General features: G+C 69.0%; 17 protein-coding genes. 3 read left to right on the forward strand and 14 right to left on the reverse strand.

Features of this window, described 5'->3' with window-relative positions:
• Positions 1-53: 53 nt before the first annotated feature.
• Positions 54-1,376, reverse strand: a complete 1,323-nt coding sequence (locus tag ACIPVN_RS03650) for a PrsW family intramembrane metalloprotease (RefSeq protein WP_400439579.1) — start codon at positions 1,374-1,376, stop codon at positions 54-56.
• A 91-nt stretch (positions 1,377-1,467) separates the two neighbouring features.
• Here ACIPVN_RS03650 and ACIPVN_RS03655 point away from each other — a divergent pair, with 91 nt between their 5' ends.
• Positions 1,468-2,337: a fumarylacetoacetate hydrolase family protein gene (locus tag ACIPVN_RS03655; protein ID WP_400439582.1), complete on the forward strand. Its 870-nt coding sequence runs from the start codon at positions 1,468-1,470 to the stop codon at positions 2,335-2,337.
• A gap of 65 nt (positions 2,338-2,402) precedes the next feature.
• Here the strand turns inward: ACIPVN_RS03655 and ACIPVN_RS03660 are convergent, their stop codons facing one another.
• The 4 genes from ACIPVN_RS03660 to ACIPVN_RS03675 form a co-directional block, all read right to left on the reverse strand.
• A complete protein-coding gene (locus ACIPVN_RS03660; RefSeq protein WP_400439585.1) occupies positions 2,403-3,863 on the reverse strand; it encodes an aspartate ammonia-lyase in 1,461 nt (486 codons plus the stop codon).
• Positions 3,864-3,951: 88 nt separating this feature from the next.
• Positions 3,952-4,863 (reverse strand): phosphodiesterase, encoded by a 912-nt coding sequence (locus tag ACIPVN_RS03665; RefSeq protein ID WP_400439588.1) that lies wholly within the window; start codon positions 4,861-4,863, stop codon positions 3,952-3,954.
• A 47-nt stretch (positions 4,864-4,910) separates the two neighbouring features.
• Positions 4,911-5,246: a peptidase gene (locus ACIPVN_RS03670; protein ID WP_400439591.1), complete on the reverse strand. Its 336-nt coding sequence runs from the start codon at positions 5,244-5,246 to the stop codon at positions 4,911-4,913.
• Positions 5,243-6,568 (reverse strand): anion permease, encoded by a 1,326-nt coding sequence (locus ACIPVN_RS03675; protein WP_400439594.1) that lies wholly within the window; start codon positions 6,566-6,568, stop codon positions 5,243-5,245. Before ACIPVN_RS03675 ends, ACIPVN_RS03670 begins: the two co-directional genes overlap by 4 nt.
• A 155-nt stretch (positions 6,569-6,723) precedes the next feature.
• Between ACIPVN_RS03675 and ACIPVN_RS03680 the strand changes: the two genes are divergently transcribed.
• Positions 6,724-8,820, forward strand: a complete 2,097-nt coding sequence (locus ACIPVN_RS03680) for a S9 family peptidase (RefSeq protein WP_400439597.1) — start codon at positions 6,724-6,726, stop codon at positions 8,818-8,820.
• Between the two features lie 91 nt (positions 8,821-8,911).
• Here the strand turns inward: ACIPVN_RS03680 and ACIPVN_RS03685 are convergent, their stop codons facing one another.
• The 6 genes from ACIPVN_RS03685 to truB form a co-directional block, all read right to left on the reverse strand.
• Positions 8,912-9,940, reverse strand: coding sequence for an ATP-dependent 6-phosphofructokinase (locus ACIPVN_RS03685; RefSeq protein ID WP_400439600.1), 1,029 nt, complete (start codon positions 9,938-9,940; stop codon positions 8,912-8,914).
• Between the two features lie 206 nt (positions 9,941-10,146).
• Entirely contained in the window at positions 10,147-12,291 is a 2,145-nt protein-coding gene (locus ACIPVN_RS03690; protein ID WP_400439603.1) for a DEAD/DEAH box helicase, read from the reverse strand.
• Positions 12,292-12,490: 199 nt separating this feature from the next.
• Complete coding sequence (locus ACIPVN_RS03695) at positions 12,491-13,444, reverse strand: bifunctional riboflavin kinase/FAD synthetase (RefSeq protein ID WP_400439606.1); 954 nt, start codon at positions 13,442-13,444, stop codon at positions 12,491-12,493.
• Positions 13,441-13,878: a hypothetical protein gene (locus tag ACIPVN_RS03700; RefSeq protein WP_400439608.1), complete on the reverse strand. Its 438-nt coding sequence runs from the start codon at positions 13,876-13,878 to the stop codon at positions 13,441-13,443. Before ACIPVN_RS03700 ends, ACIPVN_RS03695 begins: the two co-directional genes overlap by 4 nt.
• Before the next feature lie 56 nt (positions 13,879-13,934).
• A complete protein-coding gene (locus ACIPVN_RS03705; RefSeq protein WP_400439611.1) occupies positions 13,935-14,303 on the reverse strand; it encodes a hypothetical protein in 369 nt (122 codons plus the stop codon).
• The gene (gene truB / locus ACIPVN_RS03710; protein WP_400439614.1) at positions 14,300-15,193 is read right to left on the reverse strand and encodes a tRNA pseudouridine(55) synthase TruB; all 894 of its coding nucleotides are present in this window, start codon (positions 15,191-15,193) and stop codon (positions 14,300-14,302) included. Before truB ends, ACIPVN_RS03705 begins: the two co-directional genes overlap by 4 nt.
• Before the next feature lie 66 nt (positions 15,194-15,259).
• On the opposite strand from truB, the gene ACIPVN_RS03715 reads away from it, so the two are divergent.
• Complete coding sequence (locus ACIPVN_RS03715) at positions 15,260-16,162, forward strand: A/G-specific adenine glycosylase (protein WP_400439617.1); 903 nt, start codon at positions 15,260-15,262, stop codon at positions 16,160-16,162.
• Between the two features lie 4 nt (positions 16,163-16,166).
• Here the strand turns inward: ACIPVN_RS03715 and ACIPVN_RS03720 are convergent, their stop codons facing one another.
• The 3 genes from ACIPVN_RS03720 to infB form a co-directional block, all read right to left on the reverse strand.
• Positions 16,167-18,371 carry a LuxR C-terminal-related transcriptional regulator gene (locus ACIPVN_RS03720; protein ID WP_400439620.1) on the reverse strand — a complete coding sequence of 735 codons (2,205 nt, stop codon included), beginning with the start codon at positions 18,369-18,371 and terminating at the stop codon, positions 16,167-16,169.
• Between the two features lie 80 nt (positions 18,372-18,451).
• Entirely contained in the window at positions 18,452-18,886 is a 435-nt protein-coding gene (rbfA, locus tag ACIPVN_RS03725; RefSeq protein WP_400439623.1) for a 30S ribosome-binding factor RbfA, read from the reverse strand.
• 106 nt (positions 18,887-18,992) lie between these two features.
• Complete coding sequence (gene infB / locus ACIPVN_RS03730; RefSeq protein ID WP_400439626.1) at positions 18,993-21,737, reverse strand: translation initiation factor IF-2; 2,745 nt, start codon at positions 21,735-21,737, stop codon at positions 18,993-18,995.
• Positions 21,738-21,768: the final 31 nt, after the last annotated feature.

Below are 21,768 nucleotides of genomic sequence, written 5' to 3' on the forward strand. Positions count from 1 at the left end.
CAGGCATCGCCGCAGCACCGGGCGCTGAGTCTGTCCGGGCACCACCCCGTCGCTCAGTAGGCGAGCAGCGCGGCGCGCGTGGCACGGGTGCGGATGAGGAGAGCGCGTTCGTCGTCCGACGCGAGCGGATCCCGCCCGGTGATCGCGCGCTGGCGGACGGATGCCAGTGTCGTCGCGTCTTTGATGAACTCGCGCATCAGGGGTCGCCGATCCCCGCGCAGCCGCGCAGCCCAGGCCATCCCGACCTTGCGCCCCGCCGGTGTCGCGAGCATCGTGACCTCCTCGGGAGTGAACCAGCCGGCTGCCGCGTAGTCGCTCAGACGCGCCTTCGTGAGACGCGCCTCCTCTCGGCGGAGCGCGACGATGCCGATGATGAACCCGGCGAACAGCGGGACCTGCAGCGTGAAGTACAGCAGGAAGAAGTCGGCGTAGGTCGCGGATCCGTTCCACAGCGCGTGCAGCAGGATCGCGCCCAGCAAGCCGAGGAGCCCGGCGCCGAGGGCCGCCCATGCCGAGGAATGACGGCGTGCCGCGAGTCCGATCGCGAGTCCCGTCAGCGACGTGAACATCGCATGGGCGAACGGGGAGAGGAGCGCGCGCACCACGAAGGTCACCGAGAGCTGCTCTCCCCCGCCCTCGATCAGGCTGATCGCGAAGTACTGGATGTTCTCGGTGAACGCGAACCCCGCGCCGACGAGCGCGCCGTAGACGACGCCGTCGATCGGACCGTCGAACGCGCGACGTGCCACGAGGAAGATGAGGAAGACCCCGAATCCCTTCCAGAACTCCTCGACGATGGGCGCCTGCACGACCGCGGCGAGCTCCTCCGAGCGAAAACCGAAGGCGAAGGTGAGCGCGAGATCGACCAGCAGCGTGAGGCCGACCGCGGCGACCGCGCCCCACGCGATTGCGAAGATCACCAGGCTCTTGGGCTCGGGCTCCCACCGATCGATCAGTCTCACGCCGAGGAAGACGATCGCGAGCGGGATGAGCGCGAGCACCAGCCCGATGACGGATGCCGAAGGTCCGAGCGCCACGATGAAGTACCCGATCAACGCCAGGAGCAGCAGACCGAGGAATCCGAAGAGCCAGATCGATACGCTGCGCCCCTTGCGCGTCGGCACGGGGAGCGCGGGGAGCCCCTCGGCGGGAGACGGCGCGGACGGAGCGGGCGGGGTGTACGGCGTCGGCTGCGCGAGCGCGGAGGCGTAGGTCGGCTGCTGTGAGAACTGCCGGGGCGTATAGGCCGACTGTGCGTACTGCTGCTGCGAGAACTGGGGAGCCGGGGGCTGCTGGGGGGCCGGGGGCTGCTGGGGAGCCGGCGGCGGGGTGTACGGCGAGGGCTGCTGCGGCTGGGACGGTCCTCCGAAACTCATAGCCACGAGCATAGGGGCCGAAGGGGTGACGGTCGCGGTATACCGGACGCCTCTACGCGGCCAGGACGCAGCCACCCGGTAGCGTAGAGGCATGCGGTTCGCTCATCTGCGCCGTCCGGATTCCCCCTCTGCGGTTCTCGCGGTGGTGGAAGACGCCGACGCCATCCTCGTCTCCGACCTCCTCACCGACGCTCCGGCGACGCTGCAGCAGCTCATCGAACGCGGGGACGCCGCGCTCGATCTGCTCCGCACGGCCCTCGCCGAAGGTGCCGCGCCACGGCACCCGCTCGGCGAATGGTCCTTCGCCTCGGCGGTTCTGACGCCTCCGGCCGTGCTGGCCGTGGGACTGAACTACGCCGCCCACTCGAGCGAGTTGGGGCTCAAGACCGATGCGGCACCGACCGTCTTCACCCTGTGGCCGAACTCGCTGACAGGCCACCAGCAGACGACCTCCTGGCCCCGTGCCCTCAGCGAAGCGGTCGACTACGAGGCGGAGCTCGGCGTTCTGATCGGCACCCCGGCGAAGAACGTCGCGGCGAGCGATGCTCTCTCGCACGTCTGGGGCTACACGGTCGTCAACGACATCACGGCACGGAACATCCAGTTCGCGGAGGCTCAGTGGTCACGATGCAAGTCCTTCGACGGCTTCACTCCGACCGGGCCGTTCGCGGTCACCGCCGATGAGATCGCGGACCCGCAGGATCTGCACATCTGGACCGTCGTCGACGGTCACACCGTGCAGGACGCGACGACCGGCCAGATGGTGCGCTCGGTGGCGACGCTCATCGCACACCTCTCACAGTCCCTCACGCTGTTGCCCGGCACGCTCATCTCCACCGGAAGCCCGGGCGGGGCCGGCTACTCCCGCGATCCGCAGATCTTCCTCCGCGACCGTTCGAGCGTCACCGTCGGCATCGACGGCATCGGCGAACTCACGACGCACTGCCGCATCCTCGACTGATCGTCGTCGGGACGAGGGATCGCAGAAGGGCGGATGCCGAAGCATCCGCCCCCTGCGATCTCCGCTCAGATCTCGATGAGGTCGTCGGTCGGGATGATCGGGATCGCCGCCGTGACGGCCTCGAGTCCGGACAGACGCGCGGGCGACAGCTGCTTGGTGACCTCTTCACGCGACATGAGGCCGGCCTCGACGACGAGGTCGGCGACACTGCGGTTGGTGAGCAGCGCCGTCTTCGCGAGCGCCGCCGCCGCCGCGTACCCGATGAAGGGGGTGAGCGCCGTGATCACACCGACCGAGGCGCCGACCATGGTCCCGAGCCGGTCGCGATTGGCCGTGATGCCGTCGACGCAGTTCACCCGCAGGGTCCACATCGCCTGGCGCATCCAGGTGATCGACTGGAAGATCGAGTGCGCGATCACGGGCTCGAAGGCGTTGAGCTGGAGCTGCCCTCCCTCGACGGCCATCGTCACGGTCATGTCCGCGCCGACGACCGCGAAGGCCACCTGGTTGACGACCTCGGGGATCACGGGGTTGACCTTGCCGGGCATGATGCTCGACCCCGCCTGGCGGGCGGGGAGGTTGATCTCGCCGAATCCGGCCTGCGGCCCCGACGAGAGCAGGCGCAGATCGTTGCAGATCTTCGAGAGCTTGATGGCATTGCGCTTGAGCGACGACGAGAACGACATGAACGCCCCGGTGTCGCTCGTCGACTCGACGAGGTCGGTGGCTGTCTCGAGGTCGAGGCCCGTAATCTCGCGCAGGTGCTTGAGAACGGCGGGCGCGTAGTCGGAGTGGGTCGTGATGCCGGTGCCGATCGCCGTGGCGCCCATGTTGATCTCGAACATGAGCGAAGCGTTCTCGGTGAGCCGGCTGTGGTCCTCGCCCAGCGTCGTCGCGAAGCCGTGGAACTCCTGGCCGAGCGTCATCGGCACGGCGTCCTGCAGCTGGGTGCGTCCGACCTTGAGCACGTCGTGGAACTCCCCCGACTTCGCCAGGAACGATCGGCGCAGCAGGTCGAGCTCCTCGAGCAGCGCCTGCAGGGTCAGCGACAGGCCGATCTTCACGGCGGTCGGGTACACGTCGTTGGTGGACTGGCTCCGGTTGGTGTGGTCGATCGGCGAGAGGAACGCGTAGTCGCCCTTCTCGCGCCCCGCCATCTCGAGCGCGATGTTGGTGATGACCTCGTTCGCGTTCATGTTGGTCGAGGTGCCCGCACCGCCCTGGATCACCCCGACCGTGAACTGGTCGTGGAACTCGCCGTCGATGACGCGCTGGGCCGCGCGGTCGATCAGATCCGCCCGCTCCGGGTCGAGCACTCCGATCTCGCGATTCGCACGCGCACTGGCCTGCTTCACCATCGCGAGCGCGCGGACGAGATCCGGGTAGACCGAGATCGGGCGCTTCGTGATCGGGAAGTTCTCGTCGGCGCGGGCGGTGTGGATGCCCCAATACGCGTCAGCGGGAATCTCCATGCTCCCGAGGGAGTCGGTCTCAGTACGGGTCAGGGTCGGCGCGGCAGATGCCATGTCACATCCTTGTGGGTCGTGGCGAATGAGTGGAGTGGGGGATCGCTCCAGTCTACGCCCGCGCCCTCGCCGCGCTCGGGGCACCGCATCAGCGCGTCGGCGGCTTCCGTGAGAACGCCTCCAGACGCGCCTCGGGATCCAGCACCGCCATCTTCTCGAGCCACGCCTCCGAGAAGTAGTCGCCGGTGGACGCCGTCGTCACCGGTACGACGGTGTGCGTGACGGTGTCGGAGTAGACGTGCACGAGGTTGAACGCCTGCGCGGCATCCATACCGTTGACCTCGGCCGCGGGGCGGGCGACGTTCATCGTGTAGCAGGTGGCGGAGGCGACGCTCACGGGCACCCCGGCGAACACACCGGTCGACGAGTAGTGGAGGTGGCCGGCGAGGACGCCCCGCACGTCGCTCCCCCGGATCGCCTCCTCGAGCTTCTCCTGATGGCGCAGTTCGAGAATGTCGAACAGCGGCAGGTGACTCGGCAGGGGCGGGTGGTGCATGGCCAGCAGCGTCCCGTGCGGAGCCGGGGTCCGCAGCACATCGGCGAGCCACGCGAGCTGATCATCGTCGAGGTCGCCGTGGTGCCAGCCGGGCACCGAGGTGTCGAGCGCGATGATGCGCAGGCCGTCGACCTCCCAGACGCCCGTGACGGGCTCCTGCGTCGCGGGCGCATCCAGCAGCCCCGCCCGCAGAGCGGGACGCTCGTCGTGATTTCCCGCGACCCAGATCACCTGCGTGCCCAGTTCCTCGGCGACCGGCTCCACGGCGTCGCGCAACCGGCGATAGGCGTCGGGCTCCCCCAGATCGGTCAGGTCGCCGGTGAGGACGATCGCAGCGGGAGACGGATGCACCGCCCGGATCGCGTCCAACGTGCGTGCGAACGTTCCGTCGACGTCGTAGCGTCCGCCTAAGCGCGCGCCTCCGGCGAGGAAGTGCGGGTCGCTGACATGGATGATCGTGTGCGACGCCGGCTGATGCCGACCGAAGACGTAGGGCCCTGGCATGGCACCAGCCTACGACGGGGGTGGGACGCGGCGGCGCCCCGAGCGCATCAGTGGCCGACGACGATGATCAGGATGCCGGCGACGACCGCGAGCGCGCAGAGGGCGAAGCATCCGTACGCCCCCACGAGCGACAGGCGCTTCTGCCCGTCGGTGAGCGGGCTCTTGCGCGCCGCCTTGGCCGCCTGCTTCTCGGCCCGGCGGAGGTCCTTCTCGGTGATGACCGTGATCGCGTCCGTGAACTCCGCGGGGCTCACCACGGGAGCATGCCCGCTGCGCACCAGCAGGCGCAGACCCAGGGCGTAGAAGGTGACGATCGCGACCGCGCCGATCAGCGCCGCGACGAACACCTGGAAGAAGGCGAGCCAATCGATCGAGACGCTCATTCGCCCGTTCCCTTCTCCGTGCCGGTGTCGTCGCGGACGGCGGTCGTGCTCTTCGTGCGCGTGCCGTTCTTGCCCTGTGCACGCGCATCGGCCTTCGCCTGCTTGCGGGCCTTCGCCTCGGCCTTGGCCTGCTCGATCCGCTGCTGGCGGCGCGTGGGCGGCGGGGCATCCGGCAGGTCGATCGCGAGCCCGGATTCGGCCACATCGCTCATCGCGTTCGCGGGCGTGACCGCGTCACGGCGCGAACGCAGGAAGAGTCCGATGATGACGGCGAGGGCGAGCACCGCGTCGATCGCGATGCCCCAGCCGCCGAGCCAGAGGGCGATGAGCGCGGCCAGCGCGCCGACCGCGGCGGCCGCCGGGAGCGTGAGGAGCCATCCGATCGCGATGCGACCGGCCGTCCGCCAGCGCACCGTCGACCCGCGCCGACCCAGACCGGAGCCGATCACCGAGCCGGAGGCGACCTGGGTCGTCGAGAGCGCGAAGCCGAAGGCACTCGAGGCGAGGATCGTGGCCGCCGTCGCGCTCTCGGCCGAGAAGCCCTGTGCCGGCTTCACGTCGGTGAGGCCCTTGCCGAGCGTGCGGATGATCCGCCATCCGCCGAGGTACGTTCCGAGAGCGATCGTCACCGCACAGGCGATGATCACCCAGAGATACGGATCGGCTTGATCGGCGTTCTGCCACCCCACGGTGATCAGGGCGAGGGTGATGACACCCATCGTCTTCTGCGCGTCGTTCGTTCCGTGCGCGAGCGCGACGAGCGACGACGTGAAGATCTGCCCCCAGCGGAAGCCGTCGCGGCCGTCGGGCCTGCCGTCGTACCGACGCGTGATCGAGTACGCGGCCTTGGTGGCGACGAAGGCGATGATGCCGGCGGTGATGGGCGCGATCAGGGCGGGGAGGATGATCTTCGACAGCACCATTCCGAAGTCGATCCCCTGCACGCCGACTCCCACCAGCGTGGCGCCGATGAGGCCGCCGAACAGCGCGTGCGACGAGCTCGAAGGCAGCCCGAGCAGCCACGTGAGCATGTTCCAGGTGATCGCGCCGATGAGCCCGGCGAAGATCATCGGCAGGAAGACGGCGGCTTGGATGCCGTCTTCGTGGATGATCCCGTGCGAGACGGTCTTGGAGACCTCGGTCGACAGGAAGGCGCCGACGAGATTCAGCACCGCGGCGAGGAGCACGGCGGTCTTGGGCTTGAGAGCACCGGTGGCGATGGGCGTCGCCATCGCGTTCGCGGTGTCGTGGAAGCCGTTGGTGAAGTCGAAGAAGAGTGCCAGCAGGATCACCAGCACGACGAGGAGGGCTGCGGTTTCCACCGTTCGCTTTCGGTCGTTGAGGAAGAGGGAGATGTCGACGGGATCGACGTGACGAACGAAGAGTTCACCGTGGGTTTGACTTCCGTTAACCGGCCCCGTTGAATCCTCCCACCGTCCCCGGTGCCGGTCAACTCGACCTGGGATAGCGTGGAGCGGTGACCCACGCCCCGATCGCAGACCGACGTTCGTCCCTCCGCACGCACCACGGCGACACCTTCGACGACCCGTACGAATGGTTGCGCGAGAAGGAGTCCCCCGAGGTCGTCGCGCACCTCGAGGCCGAGAACGCGCACACGGATGCCGAGACCGCGCACCTCGCCGGACTCCGCGAGACGCTGTTCGAGGAGATCAAGGGCCGCGTGCAGGAGACCGATCTCTCGGTGCCGACCCGCCGCGGCGACTGGTGGTATTACAGCCGCACGGTCGAGGGCGCGCAGTACGCGATCCACTGCCGTGCGGCGGCCGACGCCGACGACTGGACTCCCCCGCGGCTGACGCCGAACGCCGCCGTTCCGGGCGAGATCGTGCTCCTCGACGGAAACGTCGAGGCCGAGGGGCACGAGTTCTTCTCCCTCGGGGCGTTCGACACCTCAGACGACGCGACGAAGCTGCTCTGGTCGACGGACTTCGAGGGTGATGAGGTCTACACGGTCCGCGTGCGCGACCTCGCCACCGGCGAGACGCTCGACGATGAGATCCCGAACACGGCCGGCGCGTTCTTCACGCCCGACGGCTCCGCGATCGTCTACACGACGCGTGACGATGCCTGGCGTCCCGACACCCTCTGGCTGCACGTCCTCGGCACCCCGGTGTCCGACGACGTCCAGCTGTTCCACGAACCCGACGAGAAGTTCTGGCTCGGCGCCGGCATCACCCGCAGCCGGAAGTACCTGGTCATCGGCGTCGGCTCGAGCATCACGAGCGAGGAGTACCTGGTCGATCTCGCCGGACCTCTCACGGCGGAGCCGCGGATCATCTGGCCGCGCACCGAAGGCGTCGAATACTCGGTCGAGCACGCGGTCGTCGACGGTGAGGACCGTCTGCTCATCCTCCACAACGACGACGCCCTCGACTTCGAACTGGTATCGGTCGCGGCCGACGCGCCTCAGGGCGCGCGGCGCGTCATCCTGCCGCACGAACTCGGTCGGCGGCTGCTCGGCGTCGATGCGTTCCGCGATTTCGCGACGGTCGAGTACCGGGCGGAGGGCCTGGAGCGCGTGGGACTGCTCGATTACACGACGGATGCCGTCGCCGACATCCCCTTCGACGAGCCGCTGTACTCGGCCGGAGTGAGCGGCAACCCGGAGTGGCACTCCCCCTTCCTGCGCCTCGGATACACCTCGTTCGTCACTCCGGGCACCGTCTACGACCTCGACCTCGCGACGAAGGAACTGCTGCTCCGTAAGCGCGTCACCGTGCTCGGCGGCTACGACCCGACCGAATACGGGCAGCGGCGTGAGTGGGCGACGGCCGATGACGGCACCCGGGTGCCGATCTCCCTGGTCTGGAAGAAGGAGTTCGGCGCCCCCGGCGAGACGCCGCGCCCTCTGCATCTGTACGGCTACGGCTCGTACGAGCACTCGATCGATCCCGGGTTCTCGGTGGCCCGCCTGTCGGAACTCGATCGCGGAGTCGTCTTCGCCGTTGCGCACGTGCGCGGCGGCGGTGAGATGGGCCGGCAGTGGTACGAGGACGGCAAGCTGCTGCACAAGCGCAACACCTTCACGGACTTCGTCGCGAGCGCCCGTCACCTCGTCGACACCGGCGTGACCGCGCCCGACCGTCTCGTCGCCGAGGGCGGCAGCGCCGGCGGGCTCCTGATGGGCGCCGTCACGAACCTCGCTCCCGAACTGTTCGCCGGCGTGCTGGCCGCCGTACCGTTCGTGGACGCCCTCACGACGATCCTCGATCCGTCGCTCCCGCTCACCGTCATCGAGTGGGACGAGTGGGGCGATCCCCTCCACGACGCCGACGTCTACGCGTACATGAAGTCGTACTCGCCGTACGAGAACGTCCGCGACGGCGTGCGCTACCCGCGCATCCTCGCGGTGACGTCGCTCAACGACACGCGCGTCCTGTACGTGGAACCGGCGAAGTGGGTCGCCCGCCTGCGAGAGGCCGGAGCATCCGACGTCCTGCTCAAGTGCGAGATGGTCGCCGGGCACGGCGGGGTCAGCGGGCGCTACAACTCCTGGCGCGAGCGTGCGTTCGAGCTCGCGTGGATGCTCGACACGCTCGGTCTGGCCGACTGACCGCGCGAAGAAAGAACGATCGCGCCGCCTGGGTCCGTTCCGCTGAGGAGCGGCCCGATGCGGCGCGATCGTCTGATTCGAAGTGACGCGCTCAACCGAAGAGCGCTGCGGCCTCGTCGTACCGGCTGCGGGGAACCGTGTTCAGCTCTCCCAGCGCCTCGGCGAACGGCACCTCGACGATGTCGGTGCCGCGGAGCGAGACCATTCGGCCCCAGGACTTCGCGACGATCGAATCCGCCGCGTGCAGGCCGAGGCGTGTGGCGAGGACGCGGTCGAACCCGGAGGGTGACCCTCCGCGCTGAATGTGCCCGAGCACCGTCGAACGCGTCTCGATACCGGTGATGCGCTCGATCTCGGGGGCCAGTACCTCGCTGATACCACCGAGCCGGGGGCGGTTGAACGCGTCGAGCCCCTTGTCGCTGTACGCGGTGTCCATGCCGGTGAGCGTGAAGCCCTCGGAGACGACGACGAGAGGCGCACGGCCGCGGTCGTGTGCGCTCGAGACGAGAGCGGTGATCTCATCGATCGACATGGGCACCTCGGGGATGCAGATGACGTGCGCGCCGGCCGCCATACCCGCATGCAGTGCGATCCAGCCGACATGGCGACCCATGACCTCGGCCACCATGCAGCGCTGATGCGAATCGCCGGTGGTGCGCAGACGGTCCATGGCATCGGTGGCGATGTTCACCGCGGTGTCGAAACCGAACGAGTAGTCGGTCGCGCGCAGATCGTTGTCGATGGTCTTCGGCACGCCGATCACGTTGATGCCGTCGTTCGCGAGACGGTTGGCGGCTGCCAGCGTGCCCTCCCCGCCGATGGCCAGGATGCCGTCGATGTTGTGTGCCGCGAGCGTCTTCGCAATGTTCTCGGCGCCGCCCCTCGGCCCCTCGTACGGGTTCGTCCGGCTGGTGCCGAGGATCGTTCCGCCGACCTTGGAGAGCCCCTTGACCTCGTGACGGGTGAGCGGGAAGAAGTCACCGTCGACGACCCCGCGCCAGCCGTCGCGAATGCCGACGAACTCGATGTCGTAAGTGGTCGTGCCCTTGAGCACGACGCCGCGGATCACCGCGTTGAGTCCGGGGCAGTCGCCACCGCTCGTCAGGATTCCGATCTTCATGCTGTGCCTCAGACGCTCGGGAGAAGGAAAGGGGAAAGGCGACGCTGCCTGCGATCGACACTAGCGCCATGCGACCATCGAGCGCCATTCGAGCACGTCGAAAACCGACGATCTTGTCGACGAAAAAGGGCCATTCGGAGCAACTTCTCCGAATGGCCCTTCGCGGCGCTCGAATCGCGGTCAAGAAAATCGATTCTTAACTCCTTTCAGGCGCTGTGCAGCGTCTCCCGCAGCAGGTGCATGAGCGCCCCGAGCTGCACGGGTTCGGCGGCCGCATCGTCGATGGCTTCGCCGTCGAGCGCTCGAGCGGCCAGGCCCTGCTTCTGATCGATGAGCTCGGCGATCTTCGTGTCGATCGTGTGCGCGGCGATGATGCGCCACGCGGTGACCGGCTCGTCCTGACCGATGCGGTGTACGCGGTCGATGGCCTGCGTCTGCTCGGCCGCCGTCCATGACAGCTCGGCGAGCACGACGTTCGACGCCGCCTGCAGGTTGAGACCGACGCCCGCCGCCGTGAGGGAGCAGACCGCGATGCCGACCTCGGGGTCGCCGTTGAAGTCATCGATCGCCTGCTGGCGGACCGTTGTCGTCTGGTCGCCACGGATCGAGACCGAGCGGATGCCCGCGGCGGCGAAATGCGCCTCCGCCTGATCCATCACGTCGATGTGCTTCGCGAAGAACACGACCTTGCCCACCGAGCGCTGCAGCTGCGCCGCGTAGTCCGCGGCGAGCGATGCCTTGGCCTGGCCGATACGCCGGACCATGGTGAAGACGTTGTCACCCCCGGTTCCCGCGGCTTTCGACTCCTCGAGCTCGTTCTGCGCGACGAGACGCACGATGTCGTCGTCGATCTCGCCCGGCGCGAGGCCGCGATCACCGCGCGCCTCGATGATCCGACGGTACCGGGCGGCGAGACGCTCCCCCAGCTCGCGCTCGGCCTGACGGATGCTGCGACCGAACTCGTCGTCGAGCTGCACGGGGAGATCGGCGATCAGCTTGTCGGGCAGATCCGCGGCGACGTCCTTCTTCTTGCGACGGACGATACCCATCGAGATGACGGCGTCGCGCGCCTCGGGGTAGAACGCCTTGTCCGCCGGGGTGAATCCCGTCGCGTCGAGCTTCTCCATGAGCTCCGGACCGGGCTTCTCGCCCGTGGTCCACCCGAGGAACCGCCAGATCGCGTCGAAGTCCTCGACGTCGTTGATCAGCGGCGTACCGGTCAGGGCGAGCATGAGCGGCTTCCCGCCGGGCGTACGCTCGCGCACGCGGGAGGCCAGCGACAGTACGTTCTGCGAGCGCTGCGATGACAGGTTCTTGATGAAGTGCGCCTCGTCGACGACCATTCCGCGCAGTCCGATCGACGACAACCACGAGAGATGCCGGTCGAGGATCTCGTAGTTGACGATGAAGATGTCGGCGAAGGCGTCGATGTCATCGCCGTCTCCCTGGATCACGGTCGCACGCCGCTGCGGCGTCCACCGTTCGACCTCGCGCGCCCAGTTCATCTTCACGACGTTCGGGACCACGACCAGGAGCGGATAGGCACCCGCGACCGACGCGGCGAGAACCGACTGCGCCGTCTTGCCCAGACCCGGCTCATCGGCCAGGAGGAAGCTGCGGTGCCCGTCGCGAACCGCCTCGAGGAAGCGGGACTGATGCACCATCACCTCGAGCCCCTTGGGCGAGATGTGGTCGTACTCGGGTGCCGGAGGCAGCTCCATGCTGGCGGCCGAGCCGCCCGCACCGGTCTCGAACGCCTTGTACAGCGGGCCCATCAGTTCCCAGCCGTCGAGGCGACGGCGCGGGGTGGTGGTCACGCGCGGCGTGAGATCGGGGGCGAGGAACGGGTTCGCGAGCTGACGGGCCTCGACCGACGGCGGGGTCACCTGGCGCTCGGCGATCGCGGCGGGAACGACGGAGATCTGCACCGGCGCGGCGTCGGCGATGATCAGCTCCTCCGGAGCGAGCTCCGCGCCGGACTCGAGCAGCCAGTCGCGTCGCATGCGCTTGGCGACCGGAGAGGTCGCCTGATCCGCTTCGAGCAGCTGGATGAGCGACGTGTCTCGCGCCGCTGTCTTGGCGAGGATGGTCGCGACGCCATCGAGCCGCTTGAGCAGCTCGGTGCGCGCGGCATCGCCGATATCGGCATCCGCCTTGACCCTGGCGCGCTCTTCGCGCACCAGGAACGCGATCACCTGGAATTTGACCCGGTTGGTCGGTCCCAGCTTTCCGCGCTGGGACTTCGCCTCGATCTCGCGCACCTTGCGCGCGAGGATCGGGATGAGGGGCGCCTCGTCATCGCGACGGGACGACTTCTTGCGCCGTGTGGCGGCGGTTGCCGTGGTCGGCATGCTCCTCCTGAGCGTGAAGGCCGGAACGCCCCAGGGGCTCCGGCGCTCTGTTGTCCGCGTGTGGCGTGAGCCAGGACCGTGCGGACAGTAGATCGATCATCTCGCCGATGCGCGCAGGACGCGGAAGATTCGACGATGACTGCGACTACTCTACGCCATCCCGGGCGGGGAACACTCGTGGCGACGCGCGGCGGGCCGATCAGGCGGTGCGCTCGCGCAGCACACGCTCCGCGTCGGCCACGTCGGCGGCGATCTGCGCCGTGAGCTTCTCGATGCCTTCGAAGGCGACCATGCCGCGCAGGCGCTCGGTGAACTCGACGGTGACGTCGTGTCCGTAGAGATCGAGACCGGTCTCGCCGAGCACGTGCGCCTCGACCTGGCGCTCGAGCACGTCGTCGAAGGTCGGGTTCGTCCCGACGGAGATCGCGGCAGGATGACGGATGCCCGTGTCGTGGTCGATCAGCCAGCCTGCGTACACGCCGTCGGCCGGCACGAACGCATCGACGACGGCCGACAGGTTCGCGGTCGGGTATCCCAACTCCCGTCCCCGCTTGAGGCCGTGCACGACGACGCCTCGCACATCGGGCGAGCGCCCGAGCACGCGTGCGGCGCCGGTGACATCGCCCGCGATGAGGAGCTCGCGGATCCACGTCGACGACACCCGTCGCTCGGAGCCGGGCAGGTACACGTCATCGACCACCTCGACGGTGAACCCGTGGCTCGGCCCCATCTCGCGCAGCAGGTCGGGGGTGCCCGCGCCGCGGTTCCCGAAGCGGAAGTCCTCGCCCACCAGGACGGTCGAGACCCCGAGACCCGCGACCAGGATCTCGGTCACGAAGTCCTCGGCGCTGAGCGAAGCCATCGCCTCGTCGAAGGTGAGCAGCAACGTGGCGTCGAGACCGAGCTCGCCGAGGAGCTCGAGTTTGCGCTCCACGGTCACGACGTTCTCGGGGCAGCGATCCGGTCGAAGGATCGCCAACGGGTTGCGATCGAAAGTGACGGCGACGGAACGTGCGCCCGTCTCGGCCGCTCGCTCCTCGAGCCGCCGGATCACGGCACGATGCCCGGCGTGCACCCCGTCGAACTTGCCGATCGCCACGATGCTGGGGCCGAACCCCGGCGGGACCTCGGCGAGATCACGGAAGACGATCACGCGTCGACCTCGACCGTCGTCCGTGCGGCGCCCGGCCGATTCGTCCGCAGCCACCAGATGCCGAACACCGGAAGGACCAGCGGGATGAAGAGGTAGCCGCGTCCGAAGAGCGACCAGACGGTCTCGTGCTGGAACTGCTCGGGAATGAGGATGCTGAGCAGGCCCACCACGAGAACGCCCGTGAGCTCGAAGACGATCGCCACCCAGGCGACCGTGTACCAGCCGCCCCGCCGCGCGAGGACGAGCGCCAGCGTCGCGAGGATGTAGACGACGGCCGCGACGGCCGAGAGCGAGTACGCGAGAGGAGCCTCGTCGAACCGTCGGAAGATCTGCACGAAGCTCCGGCCGGTGGCCGCGAGCGCCATGACGGCGTAGACGATCACGAGGACGCGACCGATTCCGGTCATCCTGGTGGTGGGGGCGGTGGTGCTCATAGCGCATTCCATCCTAGATGCGCCAGAGGGGACCGACGTCCGTGTGCGGCGCCGGGTTACGCGATCTGCACGGTCCAGATGACGTGCATGCGCCACACCATGATCGCGATCGCCAGCGCGGCGACTCCGAGGATGACGGTGCTCCAACGGCTGCGCTCCATCAACGCCCAGAGCACGGCCCCGATCGGCAGGAGCACGGCGGAGACGAGATAGACCCAGAACTCGAGGAGGTCCCCCGTGGGCGGGTTCCCCACGAGCGGAGCGACGATCGCGGTGATCACCTGGGCGACCAGCAGCGCTTCGACGAGGCCGACGGCGCCGACGGACCAGTCGCTCGGGCGGCGGCCGGCGAGTCCCGCCACGACGCAGAAAGCTCCGGCGACGACCGCCACCACGATCTGGGCGAGCGTGAACCACAGGATCATCGGGCACTCTCCGGCATGTTCATGGCGCTCTTGAGGTCGCTCCCGCGTCTCTCGACGACGCCGACGAGAACGCCTTCGTCGTCGATGGCGGCGACCAGCGGTGCATCGATCCGGCCGGCTTGACCGGGGAGCCGCTTCCCGTGGCGCAGATCCCGCGCTTCGTCGCCGGAGACGGACAGGACGGGCAGGATGAGCTCGGCGGCCTGCGCGGGGGTGAGGACCGGAGCTCCCTCGAGGGAGTCGATGCCGACGGCATCCGCCACGTCGAACGAGCCGACCCGGGTGCGCCGCAGCGAGGTGAGGTGCCCGCCGACGCCCAGCGCGGCTCCGAGGTCGCGCGCCAGCGATCGGATGTACGTCCCGGACGAGCAGTCGACGATCACATCCAGATCGCGGATGCCGTCACCCGCTCTGTCGCCGACGACATCGAAGCGAGAGACGACGACGGTCCGCGCGGCGAGGACGACCTCCTCCCCCGCACGGACACGATCGTATGCGCGGCGACCGTCGACCTTGATCGCGGACACCGCGCTGGGAACCTGCGAGATCTCACCGGTCAACGCCGTGATCTCCGCGGCGATGCGGGCGTCGGACACGTCCGCCCACGCGGAGGGGTCTGCGTACGCCGTGATCGCTCCGTCGGCGTCGTCGGTGCCCGTGGCCTGTCCGAGGCGGATGGTCGCCTCATAGGTCTTGGTGGCGCCCACGATGTAGGTGAGGAGCCGGGTGGCACCCTCGATGCCGATGACGAGCAGACCGGTCGCCATCGGGTCGAGCGTCCCGGCGTGTCCGACCTTGCGGGTGCCGAACGCACGACGTGTGCGCGCGACCACGTCGTGGCTGGTCAGCCCTGCGGGCTTGTCGACGAGGAGGATGCCCGGCAGAACCATCCCTCCAGCCTACGGTGCCCGGCCACGCGGGCGAACACGCGATCGAGGCTCGAATAGGCTTGTCGGATGCCGGAGATGCCCGAGAACCGCGACCGGTCGATCGCCGTGCCGGTCATCGACTGGTACCGCTCCGCGGCTCGCGACCTGCCCTGGCGTCGGCCCGAGTTCCACGAGCGTTTCGGCGCATGGGGTGTGCTCGTGAGCGAGTTCATGCTGCAGCAGACCCCCGTCGCCCGCGTGATCCCCCGTCTCGATGCGTGGTTGGAGCGCTGGCCGACGCCGGCGGACATGGCCACGGCCTCCCCCGCTGAGGTCGTGCAGCAATGGGCGAACCTCGGCTATCCGCGCCGCGCGCTCTGGCTCCATCGGGCAGCGACGGAGGTGGTTCGCGAGCACGACGGAACGGTCCCCCGAGACGTCCCCGCGCTGCTCTCGCTCACCGGGATCGGCGACTACACCGCCCGCGCGGTCGCCGTCTTCTCCTACGGCGACCGTCATCCCGTGGTCGACACCAACACGCGCCGCGTTCTCGCACGCGCCGTCGACGGCGTCGCGCACCCCGGGCCTCCCTCCCGGCGCGACCTCGTCCTGATGGAGGCGCAGATGCCGGTGGACGACTCCGCCGCCACGGTGTTCAACGCCGCCGTCATGGAACTCGGCGCCACCGTGTGCACCGCACGCGTGCCGGTCTGCGAAGCGTGCCCGATCGCCGACCGTTGCGCGTGGCTCGCCGCGGGGAGCCCCGCGACAGCGGACACCCGTCGCAAGCAGGCCGCCTACGAAGGATCGGATCGGCAGGCGCGCGGCGCCGCGCTGCGAGTGCTCAGGGAGATCGCCCCCGCAGGCATCGTACTGGAGGATCTGCTGCCCGACTGGCCGGATCCTTTGCAACGAGATCGCGCGATCGACTCGCTCATCGCGGATGGTCTGGCCGAAGCCGGGAACGGCGAGATCGCGCTCCCCCGCTGACCTCTCACAGCATCTGATTCGTCCGGTGCGCCAGCACGGTGAGCTCGACGCGCGAGCGTACGCCGAGCTTCGCGAACGCCCGTCCGATGTGCACCTCGACCGTGCGCACCGACACCACGAGGGCCTCCGAGATCTCCCGGTTGCTCGCGCCGGCCGCCGCCCGCATCGCGACCTCGAGCTCGCGCGCGGTGAGCTGTTGCGACCACGCTGCCCGGCACGCCGCCAGCGGATCGATCGCCGAGGACGCGTCATCGGCCTCGAGGGTCTCGATCCGGCGCACCACCGATCGCGCCCAGGCGTGAGCCCCCGAGAGTTCGAAGAGGCTGAGCGCCGTGCGCAGGTGCTCGCGAGCGAGGACCGCCTCGCCGCGGATCGCCGCACGCGTTCCGAGCATCGCCTCGATGCGAGCGCGCGCGAACGGCGATCGCAGAGTGCGTGCCGCACGCAAGACCTCATCGCGCTCGGAGTGCCAGCGCACATCGGGAGCGGTGGCGACACGGGTGCGGAGTGACCGAGCGAGGCTGACCTCCGGAGGCTCGATGAGACGCACGGCCGGTTCCTCGTCGCCCCCGGGGCGGATCTCCTCGAGCCCGGGAACGGCGAACGATGTCTGCGGCGCCCCGAGCTCGCGCCACAGTCGGACGAAGCCGGCAGCTCCGTCGAAGTCTCCGTCGAGGAACGCTTCGATGCCCTGATCCACCAGCAGATCGATCCGCTGAGCCGACGGCAGCGCATAGGTCAGCGAACGAGCGAACGGTCCGAGCTCTCCGAGCACCGCGAGGTCGAGTCTGCGGGCGAGAACCACACCCAGTCCGGCGAACGGCATGCTCACCGGGAGCGTCATGGATGCCTCGAGCAGACGCTCGCGGGCCTCGCCCATGTCACCCCGCCAGACGAGAAGCAGAGCATGCGCGACCGCACGGTAGGCATCGACGAGTGGGCTGCGCTCGAATCCCTCCACGAGCGGATCCACACCGGAGGCGAGTGCGTCTTCGTGAGCGAGCAGGCGCAGACCGACGTCGATCCGTCCGTCGAGAGCAGACGTGAGCGCGCGCATCAGGCCCCCCGTCACCGGGCCCGTGCCCTCGGCATCGTCTTCTTCGGACTCCCCCACGAGCAGCCACGCGAGGGCGACCGCGGGGTCCCGCAGCTTCGACTCGACACCGACCCGGGCGGACGCGTACCTCAGCGACTCCCGCCAGGCGCGCATACCTCGGCGATCACCGCGCTCCGCGCACAGGGGCACGGCCAGCGCCGCTCCTCGAGCGATCGAGTACCAGTCCTCCGGTGCATCCGATGACGGGCGCAGGGCCTCCAGCTCGATCTCGGGGACCGAGCCCTGCAGGTGCGCCTGCGCGATGAGCAGTCCGGCGAGGCCCTGCAGGCGATAACGCTCCGTCCCGTGCGGGAACAGGGTGCCCAGCCAGGCCGCGGCCTCGAGGGCGTACCCGCCGCCGATCGCGGCCGCGCCGGCGACCATCCGGGCTTCGTCGAGGTCACTCCCCACCGCGTGGGCGGCCGCCTCGCGTGCGATCATCAGGGCGCGATCGGCGTGCCCCGCTTCCGACAGCCCCCTCGCGATACGTGTGAGCTCGCGGGCGGATCCGGGGGCCGTCTCCAGCGACGCGCGCGCCCGATGCCAGTCCGCCTCGACCGTGCGCCGTCGCCGCGCGAACACCTCGTGCAGACGCGCGTGCACTCGGGCGGCCTCGCCCGACCCCATGCCCGCGGATATCCAGATCGCGAGTCGCCGGTCCTGGAGGCCAATGCGCCCGGCATGCAGGTCGAGATGCCCACTGATCGCGGATGCCGCGAGCTCCTCGGCGGTGCGACCGTCGAAGTCCAGGAGCGGCTCCAACTCGTCGGTCAGCGTCACCGCCAGCGCGAACAGAAGGGCACGATCACGCGCCGAGAGATCCAACCCTCGGAAGGCCTCGTCGACGGCGGGCACCATCGGCAGAGGAGACGGCAACGGAAGCAGCCCCTGGCGCTGTGCGCGCGTCAACGCGGCCACCACCTGACGGATCGCGAGCGCATTCGCGTTGAGATCGACGATGAGCCGCGACAACACGTGCGGCGCACAACCGATCTGTTCGTCGACCAGATCGCCGAGCAACGGACCGACCGTCGCCCAGGCGTGAGTCGTACCCCCGAACACCGCTGTGCCGTCGATGATGCACCCCCTCGCACCGGATGAGTCGTCTCTCATCCGGTGCGACGGTAGCAAGAGGAACCGCGACCGCAACGGTCATCGACCGATATACCCAACGCGTCTCCGCGCAGGCGGGATCAACGGTCGGAGTCGTCGTCCTCCGCACGCACGTACGGGTCGGCGTCGCCGGCGTGCGAGGCCGAGGAAGCGAGCTTCGCCACCTCCGCGTCGCGTTCCTGAGCCTGACGCAGCAGCGCAGTGATGTGGTCGGCGTTCTCCGGGAGCGCGTCCGGGATGAACTCCAGCGTCGGCACCAGACGAGTGCTGAGCTGTCGCCCGACCTCGCTGCGGAGCATCCCGGTCGCCGAGGTCAACGCCGCACCGCTGGCGATGCGCTCCTCCTCGGTGCCGAGCACGGTGTAGAACACCGACGCGTGCTGGAGGTCACCGCTCACGCGCACATCGGTGATCGTCACGAAGCCGAGCCGCGGGTCGCGCAGCCCCTTCTCGAGCCGCTCGGCGAGGATCACGCGGATCCGGTCGGCGAGGCGAGCCTGTCGTTCTCCAGCCATTTCTCTTCTCCTTGTCGCCGGTGATCGTCACCGACGGTCTCACGAGGGAATGCGGATGCCCCGCCCCGGTGACGGGGTCGGGGCATCCACTCTGTCGAGCCTACGTTCAGGAACGCGGCTTCTCGACGAGCTCGGTCGTCTCGATCTCGTCACCGATCTGGATGTCGTTGTACTTGCCGAGGCCGATACCGGCTTCGTAGTCCGTACGCACCTCGGTGACGTCATCCTTGAAGCGACGCAGCGATTCGATCGCCAGGCCGTCCGCGAGGACGACTCCGTCGCGGATGACGCGGGCCTTGGCGTTTCGCGTGATCGTTCCCGATCGCACGATGACACCGGCGATGTTGCCGAACTTCGAGGAGCGGAACACCTCGCGGATCTCGGCGACACCCGACTGGACCTCTTCGTACTCCGGCTTGAGCATTCCCTTGAGGGAGTTCTCGATCTCGTCGATCGCGTTGTAGATGACCGAGTAGAACCGGATGTCCACGCCTTCGCGGGAGGCGCGCTCGCGCGCCTTCGTGTCGGGCCGGACGTTGAAGCCCACGATGATCGCGTTGTCGATCGTCGCGAGGTTGACGTCGGACTCGGTGATCGCACCCACACCCCGGTGGATGATGCGCAGCTGGACGGAGTCGTCGACCTCGATCTTGAGCAGCGATTCCTCGAGCGCCTCGACGGCACCCGAGACGTCACCCTTGATGATGAGGTTGAGCGACTCGACCTTGCCCTCTTCGAGTGCCCGGGTGAAGTCCTCGAGCGAGATGCGCTTGCGGGCCTTGGCCAGCTGGGCGTTTCTCTCGACCGCTTCACGCTTCTCGGCGATTTGGCGGGCCATGCGGTCCTCTTCGGTGACGATGAACACGTCACCGGCGCGAGGCACCGAGTTCAGACCCTGCACCTGGACCGGACGCGACGGGTAGGCCTCGAGGACCTGCTCGCCGTTCTCGTCGGCCATCGCACGCACACGTCCGTAGGCGGTGCCGGCGACGATCGCGTCTCCGACGCGGAGCGTTCCCGACTGGATGAGCACCGTCGCGACCGAACCGCGCCCCTTGTCGAGCTTCGCCTCGATGGCGACACCGCGAGCAGCCTTGTTCGGATTGGCGGTGAGGTCGAGGCCCGCGTCCGCGGTGAGCAGCACGGCGTCGAGGAGCTCCTGGATGCCGGTGTTGGCACGCGCGGAGACATCGACGAACATGACGTCGCCACCGAACTCCTCGGCGACCAGGCCGTACTCGGTGAGCTGCTGGCGCACCTTCGACGGGTTGGCGTCGGGCTTGTCGACCTTGTTCACCGCGACCACGATCGGCACGTTCGCCGCCTGGGCGTGGTTGAGCGCCTCGACCGTCTGCGGCATGATGCCGTCGTCGGCCGCGACCACGAGGATCGCGAGGTCGGTGACCTGGGCACCACGGGCACGCATGGCCGTGAAGGCCTCATGGCCGGGGGTGTCGATGAAGGTGATGGCACGCTCGATGCCCTCGTGCTCCGTCCACACCTGGTAGGCACCGATGTGCTGGGTGATGCCGCCGGCTTCGCCCTCGATGACATTGGTCTGACGGATCGCGTCGAGCAGTCGGGTCTTACCGTGATCGACGTGGCCCATGACGGTGACCACCGGCGGACGGATCTCGAGGTCGTCCTCGCTCTCCTCCTCCAGCTCCTTCTCGAGGTCGAGACCGAAGCCCTCCAGGAGCTCCTTGTCCTCGTCCTCGGGCGAGACCATCTGGATCTTGTAGCCGAGCTCCTCGCCGAGGACCTCGAACGTGGCCTCGTCCAGGGACTCGGTGGCAGTGGCCATCTCACCCAGGTTGAAGAGGATCGTGACGAGGGTTCCGGGCTGGACCGTGTAACCGGTCAGCGTCTCGATCTTGTCGGCGAAGTCCGCGATCGACGCACCACGGCGCATGCGGATGATCTCCCCGTTTCCACGGGTGACGTTGACACCGCCGACGACCGGGGCGCTCCGCATCTCGAACTCTTGCCGCTTCGCCCGCCGCGACTTGCGCTGCTTGCTCTTGCCGCCGCCCTTACCGAACGCACCGGCGGTACCACCGCCGGGACCACGGCCACGACCGCCGCCACCACCGGGACGACCGGCGAAGCCGCCACCGGGACGTGCGCCGGGGCCTGCACCGGGTCCACCGGCGCCACCGGGACGACCGGGGCCACCGGGACGCTGCTGGAACGGCGCGCCGGGACGACCGCCCTGGCCACCTCGAGGGGCACCGGGACGGGGCGAGCCGGGACGCGGAGCACCCGGACGCGGAGCACCGGGGCGCGGAGCCTGCGGGCGCGGGATGTTTCCCGGAGTCGGGCGCTGTCCCATACCCTGCGCCGAGGCGAAGGGGTTGTTCCCCGGGCGCGGACCGGTGGGACGCTGTCCCATGCCCTGGGCCGAGGAGAACGGGTTGTTGCCCGGGCGCGGAGCGCCGGGCTTGGGCGCACCGCTGTCACCGGAGGGCGCGGCAGGTGCCGGCGCCGCCGGTGCGGCCGGGGCGGGCGTGGACGGCTCCGCCGCGGGAGCATCCGCAGCCGGCGTCTCGACGACCGGGGCCGGAGCCGGCTTGGGTCCGGGCTTGGGGCCCGGGGTGGGTGCCGACTTGCCGGAAGGCTTGGCCGCTGCCGGCTTCGCGGCGGCGGGGCTCGCAGCCGCGGCGGGCTCGGCGGATGCCTTGAGCGAGGGGTCGGCATCGATCGCCGCGCGCAGCTTGCGCGCCACCGGCGGTTCGATGGTCGATGAGGGACTCTTGACGAATTCGCCGAGTTCCTTCAGCTTTGCAAGTGCGACCTTGCTGTCGACGCCGAGTTCGGCGGCGATCTCGTGTACGCGTGGTTTACCAGCCACAATTCTCCTGTCTGGGGCAGTCTGCCCAGAC

This window comes from Microbacterium sp. NPDC090003 (assembly GCF_044748385.1).
Classification (GTDB): domain Bacteria; phylum Actinomycetota; class Actinomycetes; order Actinomycetales; family Microbacteriaceae; genus Microbacterium.

Excerpts from the sequence above, each read along its gene's own strand:
- ACIPVN_RS03650 (WP_400439579.1), bottom strand. The coding sequence starts at position 1,376 with ATGAGTTTCGGAGGACCGTCCCAGCCGCAGCAGCCCTCGCCGTACACC.
- ACIPVN_RS03655 (WP_400439582.1), top strand. The coding sequence starts at position 1,468 with ATGCGGTTCGCTCATCTGCGCCGTCCGGATTCCCCCTCTGCGGTTCTC.
- ACIPVN_RS03660 (WP_400439585.1), bottom strand. The coding sequence starts at position 3,863 with ATGGCATCTGCCGCGCCGACCCTGACCCGTACTGAGACCGACTCCCTC.
- ACIPVN_RS03665 (WP_400439588.1), bottom strand. The coding sequence starts at position 4,863 with ATGCCAGGGCCCTACGTCTTCGGTCGGCATCAGCCGGCGTCGCACACG.
- ACIPVN_RS03670 (WP_400439591.1), bottom strand. The coding sequence starts at position 5,246 with ATGAGCGTCTCGATCGATTGGCTCGCCTTCTTCCAGGTGTTCGTCGCG.
- ACIPVN_RS03685 (WP_400439600.1), bottom strand. The coding sequence starts at position 9,940 with ATGAAGATCGGAATCCTGACGAGCGGTGGCGACTGCCCCGGACTCAAC.
- ACIPVN_RS03690 (WP_400439603.1), bottom strand. The coding sequence starts at position 12,291 with ATGCCGACCACGGCAACCGCCGCCACACGGCGCAAGAAGTCGTCCCGT.
- ACIPVN_RS03700 (WP_400439608.1), bottom strand. The coding sequence starts at position 13,878 with ATGAGCACCACCGCCCCCACCACCAGGATGACCGGAATCGGTCGCGTC.
- ACIPVN_RS03705 (WP_400439611.1), bottom strand. The coding sequence starts at position 14,303 with ATGATCCTGTGGTTCACGCTCGCCCAGATCGTGGTGGCGGTCGTCGCC.
- truB (WP_400439614.1), bottom strand. The coding sequence starts at position 15,193 with ATGGTTCTGCCGGGCATCCTCCTCGTCGACAAGCCCGCAGGGCTGACC.
- ACIPVN_RS03715 (WP_400439617.1), top strand. The coding sequence starts at position 15,260 with ATGCCGGAGATGCCCGAGAACCGCGACCGGTCGATCGCCGTGCCGGTC.
- ACIPVN_RS03720 (WP_400439620.1), bottom strand. The coding sequence starts at position 18,371 with ATGAGAGACGACTCATCCGGTGCGAGGGGGTGCATCATCGACGGCACA.
- rbfA (WP_400439623.1), bottom strand. The coding sequence starts at position 18,886 with ATGGCTGGAGAACGACAGGCTCGCCTCGCCGACCGGATCCGCGTGATC.